Here is a 13,672-nt window from a genome sequence, read left to right on the forward strand (position 1 = left end):
ACAGGCAATTAATGCCAATCGTTCATAATGTTACGGGTGGTAATTAGTGTCTCTAATGACGGAGCCTTTTTCGCTTTTGCGCTAGCTTGGTCTTGACGTTGAGAAACTAATTTTACATTTCGTTGCTCGACGAGCTCGGCAAGTGAAATGCTTTTTAAAAATTCTTCGATTCTATCGCTTAAATCTGACCATAGGTAATGAGTTAAACATTGTTGGCCATCTTGACAGTTACCTTTGCCACCGCATTTAGTGGCGTTGATGCTTTCATCAACAGCATTGATTACGTCTGATACGGCAATTTCTGCAGAGCATTTACCTAAACGGTAACCGCCACCGGGGCCTCGAACACTATTCACTAAGCCATTTTTTCTCAGGCGTGAAAATAATTGCTCTAAATACGATAACGAGATACCTTGGCGCTCAGAAATATCGGCCAACGGCACTGGACCAGTTGCAGCATGAATGGCTACATCTAGCATTGCAGTTACAGCATAGCGTCCTTTAGACGTCAGTTTCATTTATTACCCCTATCAATTCGCTGCGCATTTTACATAACCTTGTAAATTAGTCAACTAAATACCCGACTGATTTACTCGGGTATTCTACTAGGGATAAAAAAATAGTCAATGAAAAGGGCAGCAATAGCATTAATACTGCCTATAAATAGAATGTATTCGCTAAATTGTTGGGTCGAATGACTCCGTTGCAGTTTCTCGGCGTTTAGCAGCAGCTTGCTCATCTTCAACGAACTCACCAACGCGCAATTCAGGCAAGGCTTCTTGACACACTTCACCACCAAGTTGATTAACTTCACGGCATAGGTCTGAGACCTTATTGTCCATTAAATGCATATGATCTAATAAACGCCCTATCGCCTTAGCGACTGGATCTGGATTGTCTTCAGCAACAGCGTAGGCGTCAAAGCCAAACTTTTTAGCCGCTTTTTCACGTTTTTCAGCAGCATTATTATCTCTATTTGCGTTAACAATGCGCCCTGGAATGCCAACAGCGGTTGCATTGTCAGGAACATCTTTTACAACCACTGAGTTTGAACCCACTTTACCGTGGCTGCCAATCGTAATAGGACCTAATATTTTAGCTCCTGCGCCAATAACAACATTATCTTTTAAGGTTGGATGACGCTTACCAGCATTCCAGCTTGTACCACCTAAAGTTACGCCCTGATAAAGCGTAACGTCATCGCCAATTTCAGCAGTACCGCCAATAACAACGCCCATACCGTGATCAATAAAGAAACGACGGCCAACCGTAGCACCTGGATGAATTTCAATACCGGTTAACCAGCGAGAAAAGGTCGATAAGCTACGTGCCAACCATTTCCAATTATTTTTCCAAAGCTTATGACTTAAACGATGAAACCAAATGGCATGTAAACCAGGATAATTTGTTAAAACCTCAAAAACATTACGTGCGGCAGGGTCTCGGTCAAAAACACTGGCTATATCTTCTTTCATGCGGCTAAACATACCACTTTCCTTAATTCTTGCTATTCTAGCCGCTGTTTACTTATTAGTAGGTTACCGGCGACTAAAATCAGTCAGTTTTGTTATCAGTTTTCGATGCTTTAGCAGCGCGCTCTACAGACGCTAAAATACCACGCATCATTTTCAATTCTTTTACATCAGGTCGCGCACGGTTAAATAATCGGCGTAACTTTGTTAATACTAATCCAGGGTGACTCGGTACAATGAAGCCTGTCGCTTTTAATGCATTTTCAAAGTGTTGATAAAAACGTTCTGTTTCATCAACTACAGGGTATTCTTCATCATCGCTTAAAGTAAACGCTTTTTGTTCATGCAGTAAAAAGCTAGTGCGAATTTCATAGCTTAGCGTTTGTACTGCCATCGCCAAGTTCAACGAGCTATATTCTGGATTAGCCGGAATTTGTACGTGAAAATGACAAAGCTGTAATTCATCATTAGTTAAACCACTACTTTCGCGGCCAAATACCAAAGCAACCGGATACTCTTGTGCTTCTGCAATCATTTTCTCGCCACAGCCACGAGGTTCAAGCATAGGCCAAGGTAAAGTGCGTGAACGTGCGCTAGTGCCAACCACTAAACCACAATCGCTAATTGCTTCTTCAAGCGTGCTAACAACTTTGGCATTTTTTAATACATCAGTTGCACCAGCTGCTAATGCTTGTGCTTGACCATTTGGCATTTCAATAGGATCAACAAGAATAAGTTCACTTAAGCCCATTGTTTTCATCGCTCTAGCGGCAGAGCCGATATTACGACAATCTGAGGTATTAACGAGAACGATACGTACTTTACTTAACAAAGAATCTGACATTATCTACACTTACTTATTTTGAAGACAACAATTCACATACTATTGCTGCCTATCTAGATGGCTAAAATTGTCGATAATGTTAACACAGAACATTATCCTTGTACTGCGAAAAAATCACGCCTTTTATATTTGTTTTCTAGTGCTTATCAATATGGATTAGTCCATTTACTTATAAGTAGTAAGAAAATAAGGAAAGTTTTGCCCATTGCGCTATAACTTATTCACCATTGAGAAAAGAATTTAACTTATGTTAATAACGGTATCGCAATAGCTTATTTATTTTGCTATACTCTGCGCGCTTAATTTCAGGCTTATTATACTGAAGTTAACTTCGTTCTTTTACATAGCTGTTTATGACATTTTACAACATATAGGGTAGTCGATAATGCATCCGATGCTAAATATTGCCGTGCGCTCTGCGCGTGCTGCGGGCAAAGTAATTCTGCGCGCTTTTGAACAAGTAGATAAGATTGAGATTGAATCTAAGGGTACTAACGACTTCGTTACTAATGTTGATATAAGTGCTGAACAAGCTATCGTGGAAACGATACAAAAATCTTACCCAAATCACACCATCATTGGTGAAGAATGTGGTTTAATCGAAGGTAAAGACAGCGACTACCAATGGATTATTGATCCACTTGACGGTACGAGTAACTTTATTAAAGGTATTCCTCATTTTGCCGTTTCAATTGCCTTAAAAGTTAAAGGTAAATTAGACCAATCTGTTATTTATGATCCAATTCGTGGTGAGTTATTCACGGCGAGCCGTGGTAAAGGTGCACAACTTAACGGTTTCCGTATTCGCGTTAAAGCGTCTAAAGAGCTTAAAGGTGCAATTTTAGCAACAGGATTCCCTTTTAAACATAAGCAACATACAAATGCTTACTTAGATATGTTTAAAACTTTATTCGGCAAAACTTCAGATATGCGTCGTGCTGGCTCTGCTGCACTTGATTTAGCATACGTAGCAGCTGGTCGTGTTGACGGTTACTTTGAGATTGGCTTAAAGCCTTGGGATACTGCTGCAGGCGAACTAATGGTTATCGAAGCTGGTGGTTTAGTTACAGATTTCGTTGGCGGTCATAACCACAGCAATTCAGGTAACATTGTGGCAAGTAGCCCACGCTTAGCAAAAGAAATATTGAAAGATATTCGCCCTCATTTAGGTGAAGCACTTAGCAAGTAATTAACTGCTGATTACGCATTACTATTTAAAAGCGCCTTTAGGCGCTTTTTTTATGTCTGTAATATAAGAGTTTATCTTAATTTTAGCCTTACTTTAAACGACGGTTTTACAGAGAGAGAGAGAGGTAATGGTAGGAGTCATCAAGGGTTGATATTAGAAATGCACTAGCTCAGACGGAACTGACAATTGTTAACAATAGGATTGTGCTATATCAACAGGCGGCAACAAGCTTATAGCGGCCCGTGGCAAGTCATTTTGAAATGCTAACTAATACCACAAAGGAGACATCAGCCGTTAACGCCGAGATGACATTTCGGATTAGATTCTGTATCAATTAACTAAGAAAATTAATTAGACTTTACTAATCTTGGGTTTCGCCATACCCAACTTACTAGATTTGATTTATCTTCTTTCACGGTTTCAAAGCTCATAGCTATTTGTTCTTTATTTTTATCAAGAAACTCAATATCAATCGGATTTAGTGAAAACTCATACTGATTATCGACAAGACTAAATTTTTCAGGAGACTTTATTTCTATAATCGCTTTGTATGCACCAGCTTTCCATGAAAAAGAATGCTTCATATAGTTAAATAAATCAGTCATTTCTTGGCATCTTAAAAAATCAGCCTCGACATATTCATTTTGTTCCTGAAGGTAAGCTTTCTTTTTGATTGCATTTATCTCATATTTATTTATTCCATTAATATAAGATATTTCTCGGCACTCTATAGACCTTTCAATTATATCATTTTGATTAAGCTTTATAGCCAATACAGAATGATTTTTTTCAGTGGGCATAACTCCACCATCAAGTGTGGTTATAGTTGATATTTGTTGGCGCATATTTTGCCATTCAAATATTCTCTCTTCTCCACTTTCATGTTTTAGTCTAATTTTCAAATCTGAAATAACAATATCACTGTTCTTTATTGAAAAAGCTAAACGTAAATTAAAGATAGATCCATAAGTTGTAAACCCTACTGAGCCAAACTCCTCTGTAATAACCCTGATTTCCGGTATCATTAATGCTTTTTTTATAATTGAAAAAAGGTGAGGAGTCCAAGCAAGAGCACCCAAAATTGCAATCCAGTCTATTAATTCCATTTTATCCACCGCATCTTAATTAATTTTGTTGTTATGTAATTATTTTAAAACAATTGTATAGTTAATCATCAGTAACATAAACGTCATTTATCATTAAATCAAAGATACATTCCTTTCTTATTTTTCATAAATCCCCTTAAGTCTATTAACTCTTGTCGTTATTTACGGATTCATTAGAAAATATATGCCAAATTATTTAGCACTAGTGTCTCCAATGCGCACAAAGTGACTGTTAACAATTCAAAAATGGCTGAAACTAAGTTACTAACAAGAGACTTAGTTGCAGCCAAGCGATTCCCTAGTAGCTGCTCATTGCCAATGAAGACCTATCAACACGCCTTCACAATGACGTTGAGAAGTACCTAAGATTTTGAAAAATATCACAATGAGACAATCACAGGGATAATTCATCGAAATATTACTCTTACTTGAGGCTATCGAGCTATGACCTAAAAACATAAACATAAAAAAGCCAGCAGATGCTGGCTTGGTAAATCAGGGGTTCTTCATCAAATGAATTGGCGGTTAAAGTACACCACGCTCCATTTGGTTTAATTCAATTGATTTGAATAATGCAGTAAAATTACCTTCACCAAAGCCTTGGTCATCAACACGCTGAATCATTTCGATAAAGATAGGGCCAAAGATATTTTTAGTGAAAATTTGTAATAAGTAAGAATTTTCTTTTTGGCTATCTACTAGTACTTGATGGTCACGTATACGTTGTGGATCTTCTTTAACCCATGGGATACGGTCAAATACATCATCATAGTATTCAGGCACAATATTCAGTGTATCGATAATGTTTTTATCAAGCTGATCTAAAGAACCTAGTAAATCATCGCTAATAAAAGCTAAATGCTGAACACCAGGACCATTATATTCATCTAAATACTCATCAATTTGGTTGTTCTTACTACCTTTACCTTCATTGATTGGTATACAGAATTTGCCACATGGAGACTGTAACGCATATGAAATCAAGGCTGTTTTCTCACCCTTAATGTCGAAGTAGCGTACATCAGTAAAGCCAAATACGTCTTTATAGAAGTTAGCCCAATGCTCCATTGTGCCTTGGTAAACATTGTTAGTAAGGTGATCAACGGCTAAAAAGCCTTTGTCTTTTACTATTACTGGCTCAGCAAGATCTTCACAGTCATCTTGATAAATAGAACCTTTAGTGCCGAACTTTTCAATAAAGTAAATTAAGCTGTCACCAATACCAAATATAGCTGGGTATGGTAATTTATTGTCTGCATCTTGTGCTGACTTCGCACCACGAGCTACAGCTTGCTCAAAAGCAAATTCCGCATCTTCTACACGCCAGCCCATTGAACAAATAGCCGGACCGTGATTTTTTGCAAATTCACGAGAAAAACCTGCTTGTTCGTTGTTTAAGAAGAAATGGATATCGTTTTGATTAAAGTAATCAATATCACGACCTTTGAATTTTTTTGTTTTTGAAAAACCGAAACCATAAAACGCATTTTCCATAAAATCTGAATCTGGTGATGCATATTCAATAAATTCGATACCACGTAAATTAAGTGGGTTTGTTACTTCTGTCATAGTTAAATTCTCTCACGCTAGCAATAAAGCGATTATTACCGTGAATGAGGTGCAGAGGAAGTGAATAGAGAATCCAACATTTTATCTTGCGTAAAACTATTTTTACGTATTAATCAGATGAAATTTAAGCGACTCGGATCAAGCCTATAGCTAGCTTAGCTCACAGATGTAACAATTTATTTACAGTTGATTTCAGCGTTAAAAAATCGTTCAAATAACCTTCAAACTATCAATTAACTAAATAACCTGAACTCTGGATAAGCAGCACTTGCTCAACACTCCCTTTTCTCCGATTCTCTGCGTCAAAATGTTGATAAATAGCCAGCTATTCATAAACATTTTGCCTTGATAATAGAATAAAATGAAACATTGATGGTGCATATAGTTATTTTAACATTGCAACAAATTTTATAGCATCATATAAGTCATTGATTTCACTTAAACATCAAGCACTCATCATCCAAAGTTCAGGTTAAATAATACAAAGTTCAGGTTAAATAATACAAAACAAAGAGTTTTTCTTAACAAGCGTACACGCTGGGAGGTAACTAATTTTTTTAGATGAAAAAAAACGCCAACTCTTATTCAGAGTTGGCGTTTTCAGAATCTAATTACGTAAGAATTAGTTAGTACGTTGTTCTTTACGTGGACGGCTTGGACGTTCAGCAGCAGGTTGCGTATCAGATACTGTAATTGCTAACGCTTGACGACGAACTTGAACACGCTTTAATTGTGTAAAAGACTTCTCAGGCATACCTTTAGGTAACTGCACGAAACTATGCTTCTCATGCAAATTGATTGCACCAATGTAGCTACTGTCTAATGAAATTTCATTAGCGATTGCGCCTACGATGTCGCCAGGGCGAGCACCATGTTCTTTACCTACTTCAAGGCGGTAAGTCTGCCAATCAACATCTGAACGGCCAACTTTTGCTTTACGCGGAGCACGTTCAGCACGGTTTTCATTACGACCACCACGAGAATCGTTACGACCTCTGCCGTCACGGTCATTACGACCACCACGACTATCATTACGACCTCTTCCGTCACGGTCATTTCTTTCACGAGAATCACGACGAGGTTTCGGGTCTTCTTTCGGTTGTAATGGTTGCTTCAATTGCTTTTGATAAAGCAAAGCGGCAGCTAAGTCAGTCATTGAAAGCTCTGATTCTGCAGCCATTGTTTCAATGATTTCACGCATTGCTGTTAATTCTTTATCAGCAATAACTGTAGATAACTCAGTACGAGTACGTTCTATACGCGCTTTACCGATTTCTTCAATGTTTGGTAGGTCATACATTGCAACCGTACCAGAAGTTAAACGTTCATAATGACGTAAAGAGTACATTTCACGTGGACGAACAAATGATATCGCTGTACCACTTCTACCAGCACGACCAGTACGGCCAATACGGTGAACATAAGCTTCGTTATCACCTGGTAAATCATAGTTAATAACTAATGAAATACGTGGAATATCAAGACCACGGGCAACAACATCAGTTGCCACAAGAATAGATGACGTGCCTGACTTAAGTTGATCAACTGTACGTTCACGCTGTGCTTGGTTCATGTCACCGTTTAAAGCAACAGCAGCATAGCCTGCACGTTCTAATTTTTCAGCTACTTCAATAGTATCATTACGAGTTCGTACGAAAATTATCATCGCATCGTAGTCAACTGTTTCAGCAATACGCTCTAATGCAGTCATTTTATTAATGCCGCTAACTTTCCATGCATATTGAGTGATATTGGCTTTAGCTTTTTTCACTGCCGCTATTTTAATATGCTCAGGTGATTTCAAAAAGCGATTCGCTACTTTGCGAATTTGCGCTGGCATTGTTGCAGAGAACAAAGCCATTTGAGTTTCTTTTGGTAAATGCTCAAGGATCCACTCAATGTCTTCTAAAAAGCCCATGTTTAACATTTCATCAGCTTCATCAAGCACACAAAATGATAAATTAGCTAATTTAAGGCTCTTACGACGTAAGTGATCCATTAAACGACCAGGTGTGCCAACAACAACCTGTGCACCACGTTCTAGCTGTTGAAATTGTGGTTGGTAAGATTGACCACCGTATAAAGTAGCTACACGAAGTCCTTTCATATCTTTAGCAAAGGTTTCAATTGCTTCGGCAACTTGAATCGCTAATTCACGTGTTGGCGCTAACACCATCAATTGTGGTTTACGTAAAGTAACATCAATTTTTGCTAGTGCAGGCAAACCAAATGCTGCAGTTTTACCAGTACCGGTTTGTGCTTCACCAAGTACATCTTTACCTGCTAATAAAGGAGGAATTGTTTGCGCTTGAATTGCAGTAGATGATTCAAAACCTAGTGCTTTTACAGCAGATACTAAGTTTTCAGGCAAACCAAGGGCGTCAAAGCCTACAGAGGCATTGTTAAGATCAGTCATATAATTTTTGTCTTCTCATGGTAGAAACCGGCAAGATGCCAAAATTCCTACGTACATATACGAGGAAACCACCAGGAAGACTTAAGGCACATTCATTACGTTAACGTTGAAAAGTTAACTGGGCAAGTCTATTGGGCGGATATACCCCACTCATTAAAAATTCTGTGATTAACGTTTCTAGTGAATAAATTCACATCACGTTCTCAGAGGCGCGCATTATACAGATATAGCTTCTTTATACAAGTAATAAAACCATTTCGCTTCAATTTAGCAACAAAAACAGCCATATTCTATCGAATATGGCTGTTTTGAATGTCAAAACCAAATAGAACAAAAATCAATCAACACATTATTCTTCCGCAAAAAAGTCAAAAAATAGCATAGTTGATAGCAAATAAATTAAGCTTAGCTGTCGATTTCAAAGCCACCTTTAACTTTTTTCACTCGTAGGCCACCAGAGCCACTGTCCAAGATTTTTAAGCCACCAGCTTGTTCAACATCAATATCACCTGAGCCATCATCAATGGTGATCACGCCATCAACTTTTCTAACTGTTAAATCGCCAGAGCCATCTTCAAACATAGCACTGCCTGAGATTTCTTTTGCATAAATACTGCCTGAACCATCATCAATATCGACATTACCGTCAATTTCACTTAGTTCGATTTCGCCAGAGCCATCGACAATAGTTACGTTACCGATAACTTGGCTGACATATAGGCCACCAGAGCCATCATTGATTGTTACATCACTTTTGATGCCCTTAATCGTTAGTTCACCTGAGCCATCTTTAACATCAACAGCGCCATGTATATTACTAACACTAGCCGCACCTGAACCGTCTTCAAGCATTAACATCATATGACTTGGTACAGTCACTTTAAGGTCAATATGTGGCGAGTCACCTTGCCAAAAGCCACTACTACTTTTAATTTTTGATACTAAGAAAGCGGTTTTACCAGAGTCAGTCAATTCAAGTTGGTAATTGCCAGTATTACGTTTATCGGTATAAATATCAGCAACCACAGTAATATCAGTGGCATTATCTGAACCTGAAATAACTAATGAGCCAGCGCCGGCTTCAACATCAAACTTAGTTAAGGTTGCTGCATCAATAATCAACTCTTGCTGACTATGGTGATTAGCGTGTGATGGATTGGCGACAACAATACATCCGCTCAATAACGTTGTAGTGGCGATAAAAAGTAACGATGAAGCTAATTTCATTGGTTTATTTCCTTTTAGAAACACAATTATTTTAATTACATTAAACAAAAAGCACGCCAACAATTAAAAACCTAATTATCAACAGCTTAAATAAAACCTCTTTTATAACAAAGCTTAAAAGTTCAATTTTTGGCTAAAAGCACAACTAATTGGCAGTTTATTCATTTTAATACCAGTCACTCCCTAATAAAAATTCAAGTAAAATAATCTTCTAGCTATATTGTTAACTTTACATAGTGCTAAATGCAATAAACCGCGTAACAACACCAAGAACACTTAACAGCAGATCTATCATTGGCTTTCAATGTTGCAATACCTTCTGACTCAAATTACGAGAAGCAAAAGCTATATGATTGTTGATTTAGTAGAATGTGTTATGCGGGTGACATTGAACTTCAAAAAGCTAACCAACAACAGTTAAAGAATATTATTACTTCGATAAGTGCCTGCTGTGCATGTTGGAACAATGCTATTTTGAGCGATTTTAGAATCGCTTGATAAGCGAATACTTATATCCGGTATCGCAACCTGTTCAGGCTACAGACACCACATGATGAGTGCTTTCCAGTTGAGTTTGAGCAGCCCACAGTAAGTCCAACTTATGCAGACCAATTTAGCTTACGCTAAAACTAATAAACACGGCCTTTGCCGTGTTTATTTTTTGAAAGGTGTATTATAAATGATTAAAACATTTTATGGTTCTTCTTCAACACCATTAATCAGCTCAGAAAAAGCAGATAGTTTATTTAATACCAAACCATGAACTGATTTTTTCGGGTAACGTCCCATTCGGCTCATTTCTCCCGCTGGCAGCCCCATCAAAACTTCTATTGCTTGATCAATATTCTCTACGGCATAAATAGAAAACATATCATTCTTCACCGCTTCAATAACTTCAGGTGCCAGCATAAGATTAATTTCATTAGTCTTAGGGATAATTACCCCTTGCTTTCCGGTTAAGCCTTTATCTTTACATAAGCGATAAAAACCTTCAATTTTTTCATTGGCTCCACCAATAGACTGCACCTCACCATGCTGATTCATTGAACCCGTAATCGCAATACCTTGAGCAATAGGCAAGTTGGCAATAGCTGAAATTAGTGCACACAGCTCAGCCATGGAGGCACTGTCACCGTCAATATGCCCGTATGATTGTTCAATTGCGATATTGGCAGATATGGTTACCGGAAAATTTTGACCGTATTTATGGCCTAAATACCCCGTTAAAATTAACACACCTTTTGAGTGAATTGACTTGCCTAAATCCACTTCACGTTCAATATCGGTAACACCTTCGCTACCTGCATATACGGTAGCAGTGATACGAGCAGGCGTACCAAAAACACTATCACCAATTTCGAGTACGGTTAAACCATTTATATTACCAACCTTGTCACCGTCAGTATCAATCAGAAGCTGTCGTTCTTTAATTTCTTCTAACCAAGCCTCACTCATTCTTCCGGTACGGCGTTGCTTCGCGGCTAATGCCATAGCAACATGTTTACCGCATAAACCATTACTAGCACCAGACAGCTTCCATAGATAGAATGCCTCGTCTAACAAGTCATTTACTTGCACTATATTGGCAGAAATTTTTTCCTGATGTTCAGCACGCCTTAACGCATACTTTACTAGCTCTAACACGGCTTCATCGGTAACTTCTGGATAATTATTGCGATATGCACGTTGACGAATCAGGTTTGCGTAATCATTTAAGTTATTGTGATTTTTACTTAAATGACGATCAAAGTCGGCAAGCACTCTAAATAGCTCAGTAAATTCTTGATCATAATCTTGCAAGGTGTAATAAATTTCAGGATCACCCAATAAAATTACTTTCACTTTAAAAGGGATTTTTTCAGGTTGTAAACTAAAAGCCCCCGGCTGAGCGTATTCAGAGTATGGATTTTCTATGGTAATTTGTTGTGACTTTAACGCCAGTTTTAATCGCGCCCAAACCAAAGGTTGAGTTAGTAATTTATCAGCCTCAAGTAATAAATAACCGCCATTAGCTTTATGCAATGCTCCTGGTCTAATCAAGCAATAACTAGTGTAGCTACTGCCTTGAAAGCTAGAAAAATCAACATGACCAAATAAGTTTTGAAAGGTTGGATTTTGCTCATAAACGACAGGGGCCCCTTCATCAGCAGTACGCGGTACTAATAAGTTTGGTAAAAAGCGTTCAACCATCAATTTACGCATGTCTTTATCGTTGCTAGTTTCTGCACTTTCATCAACCAGAATTTCCAACACCGCGTCTACAACATGGTCTTTTACTTTAGAAAGGTATTTTAGCACGCCAATATTACTGGTGAATTCATGCTCAAGTTCTTTCAAAAATGGACGAATGCTATTTTCTGCGGTTTCGTATTTAAGCTTACGAAATTTGTCTGATGAAATACGCTTCCATTGCGGTAACTCAATTAATTTTTCTGACAGAAAGTCTTCTAGCTTGGCCAACTTGACGTAAAATTCGGCGCGGTTTGACTCTTTTAAGTTAGCAAATTCTTTATCGTTTAGCGGTTTGCCATCAACTAACGGTGAAAAACCAATCTCACCATTTTCTTCATAAAGCACCACTTCATTTTTTAATGCAGTTTCTTCAACTTCAGCAATAGCTTCGTCGTATTTTTCATTAAACTCACGGTCAATTGCCGCTTTTTGTCTTTGGTAACCTGGGTTATCAAAAATTTCAGGAAATAAGTCCATCAATTCATCGATAAAGGTGTTTATACGCGTTAGTAATTGCTTACCATCACCAGGACTAACGTAAAGCTTATGTGGTGAATTACTATCGTCAAAATTATTTATGTAACACCATTCTGGTGGTGTCGGCTCTTTACTTGCTGTTGCCGCAAGCATCTGTTTAATCAATGTTTGTCGGCCAGTTCCATGTTCTCCCATGGCATAGACATTAAAACCAGGCGCGTCCATTGATAGCCCAAAAGTCAGCGCTTCTTTCGCCCTTTCGTGACCAATAAAAATTTGTTCTATTTCTGATGTCGGTGTATCACTTGCAAATTGTTCTACCGTCAGGTTTGCGGTTAATTGGCATGGTTTTAGTCGTACACTTGTAGACACTTTTGTCATAGAAAATCTCTCGGGAATGCGGTTTTAATAAAAATGAAGTAACGGTTCACTTAATTGTATTTCTTACCTAGCTATTATTATATTAATGCGATGAATACGGGTAATGATACTGAGTGAAATACAGTGTACCGTGAGATATAGCTTTTGAGCAAAAACAATAACAAAAAAGTTCAATAAGCCACTAATAACCAAACATTAACTGAACTATAACTGAACAACAACTAAATAAGAATTAAGGCGTTAGGCTAATACGTTGAAAGTCTTTACCGCCACACTCGATACAATCAGCAATAACATTGGCATGGGTATAAGCAATGCTATATTGGCATTTTTGGCAAATCAATTGCCCAAAGCCCACTGAGTCCCCTGCATGGTACCTGCCCTCATGCTGAAAATCATCAACTAGCTCAGTCCATTCAACCTGCGATTGATCAGTAATTTTTGCTAAGCTTGTCCAAACACTCTCATTCAGCAAATCTAAATAAATCGAATGCTTAATATCAGATTGAGACTGCAGATAAAACTCGTTAAGATCATATTTTACGTTATCCATAAACTGCTTAACTTGTTGTTCTGGAATTTGTTCTGCGGCAATAAGTATTGATTTGGCTTGTGCTATTAACTCAATTATTGAAACTATTTCATGCTGGCTAGTATCTTCAAGCCAAATTTGTAGTTTTTGATAAACCAATTGAATGTGCGATTGTTTCTGACCCATAGTACTTCCCTTATGTCGTAAATTAGTTAACCGACAATACA

General features: G+C 37.9%; 10 protein-coding genes. 1 reads left to right on the forward strand and 9 read right to left on the reverse strand.

The genetic code is table 11. The features are described from left to right. Positions 1 to 8: 8 nt before the first annotated feature. The 3 genes from iscR to trmJ form a co-directional block, all read right to left on the reverse strand. On the reverse strand, positions 9 to 518 hold the full coding sequence (gene iscR / locus B7C41_RS06605) for a Fe-S cluster assembly transcriptional regulator IscR (RefSeq protein ID WP_085298007.1): 510 nt from the start codon (positions 516 to 518) through the stop codon (positions 9 to 11). 159 nt (positions 519 to 677) lie between these two features. After that, entirely contained in the window at positions 678 to 1,487 is an 810-nt protein-coding gene (gene cysE, locus B7C41_RS06610) for a serine O-acetyltransferase (protein WP_085298008.1), read from the reverse strand. A 67-nt stretch (positions 1,488 to 1,554) separates the two neighbouring features. Continuing rightward, positions 1,555 to 2,304, reverse strand: coding sequence for a tRNA (cytosine(32)/uridine(32)-2'-O)-methyltransferase TrmJ (gene trmJ / locus B7C41_RS06615; RefSeq protein ID WP_085298661.1), 750 nt, complete (start codon positions 2,302 to 2,304; stop codon positions 1,555 to 1,557). Positions 2,305 to 2,701: 397 nt separating this feature from the next. Between trmJ and suhB the strand changes: the two genes are divergently transcribed. Further along, positions 2,702 to 3,505, forward strand: a complete 804-nt coding sequence (gene suhB / locus B7C41_RS06620; RefSeq protein WP_085298009.1) for an inositol-1-monophosphatase — start codon at positions 2,702 to 2,704, stop codon at positions 3,503 to 3,505. Between the two features lie 347 nt (positions 3,506 to 3,852). On the opposite strand, the gene B7C41_RS06625 is transcribed toward suhB, so the two are convergent. From B7C41_RS06625 to B7C41_RS06650, 6 genes are all read right to left on the reverse strand, one after another. Further along, entirely contained in the window at positions 3,853 to 4,611 is a 759-nt protein-coding gene (locus tag B7C41_RS06625) for a hypothetical protein (protein ID WP_085298010.1), read from the reverse strand. Positions 4,612 to 5,136: 525 nt separating this feature from the next. Continuing rightward, entirely contained in the window at positions 5,137 to 6,180 is a 1,044-nt protein-coding gene (hppD, locus tag B7C41_RS06630) for a 4-hydroxyphenylpyruvate dioxygenase (protein ID WP_085298011.1), read from the reverse strand. A 622-nt stretch (positions 6,181 to 6,802) separates the two neighbouring features. After that, on the reverse strand, positions 6,803 to 8,596 hold the full coding sequence (locus tag B7C41_RS06635) for a DEAD/DEAH box helicase (RefSeq protein ID WP_085298012.1): 1,794 nt from the start codon (positions 8,594 to 8,596) through the stop codon (positions 6,803 to 6,805). Between the two features lie 405 nt (positions 8,597 to 9,001). Beyond that, the gene (locus B7C41_RS06640) at positions 9,002 to 9,823 is read right to left on the reverse strand and encodes a DUF4097 family beta strand repeat-containing protein (protein ID WP_085298013.1); all 822 of its coding nucleotides are present in this window, start codon (positions 9,821 to 9,823) and stop codon (positions 9,002 to 9,004) included. Between the two features lie 693 nt (positions 9,824 to 10,516). After that, on the reverse strand, positions 10,517 to 12,913 hold the full coding sequence (locus B7C41_RS06645; protein WP_085298014.1) for an ATP-binding protein: 2,397 nt from the start codon (positions 12,911 to 12,913) through the stop codon (positions 10,517 to 10,519). A gap of 232 nt (positions 12,914 to 13,145) precedes the next feature. Beyond that, the gene (locus tag B7C41_RS06650) at positions 13,146 to 13,631 is read right to left on the reverse strand and encodes a zinc ribbon-containing protein (protein ID WP_085298015.1); all 486 of its coding nucleotides are present in this window, start codon (positions 13,629 to 13,631) and stop codon (positions 13,146 to 13,148) included. Between the last annotated feature and the right edge of the window lie 41 nt (positions 13,632 to 13,672).

It is taken from the genome of Cognaticolwellia mytili (genome assembly GCF_002104475.1).
Classification (GTDB): Bacteria; Pseudomonadota; Gammaproteobacteria; order Enterobacterales; family Alteromonadaceae; genus Cognaticolwellia; species Cognaticolwellia mytili.

Bases quoted from the DNA above. Each gene is read 5' to 3' on its own strand.
- B7C41_RS06645 (WP_085298014.1), bottom strand. From the start codon at position 12,913: ATGACAAAAGTGTCTACAAGTGTACGACTAAAACCATGCCAATTAACC.
- B7C41_RS06650 (WP_085298015.1), bottom strand. From the start codon at position 13,631: ATGGGTCAGAAACAATCGCACATTCAATTGGTTTATCAAAAACTACAA.
- B7C41_RS06640 (WP_085298013.1), bottom strand. From the start codon at position 9,823: ATGAAATTAGCTTCATCGTTACTTTTTATCGCCACTACAACGTTATTG.
- suhB (WP_085298009.1), top strand. From the start codon at position 2,702: ATGCATCCGATGCTAAATATTGCCGTGCGCTCTGCGCGTGCTGCGGGC.
- iscR (WP_085298007.1), bottom strand. From the start codon at position 518: ATGAAACTGACGTCTAAAGGACGCTATGCTGTAACTGCAATGCTAGAT.
- B7C41_RS06635 (WP_085298012.1), bottom strand. From the start codon at position 8,596: ATGACTGATCTTAACAATGCCTCTGTAGGCTTTGACGCCCTTGGTTTG.
- B7C41_RS06625 (WP_085298010.1), bottom strand. From the start codon at position 4,611: ATGGAATTAATAGACTGGATTGCAATTTTGGGTGCTCTTGCTTGGACT.
- hppD (WP_085298011.1), bottom strand. From the start codon at position 6,180: ATGACAGAAGTAACAAACCCACTTAATTTACGTGGTATCGAATTTATT.
- cysE (WP_085298008.1), bottom strand. From the start codon at position 1,487: ATGTTTAGCCGCATGAAAGAAGATATAGCCAGTGTTTTTGACCGAGAC.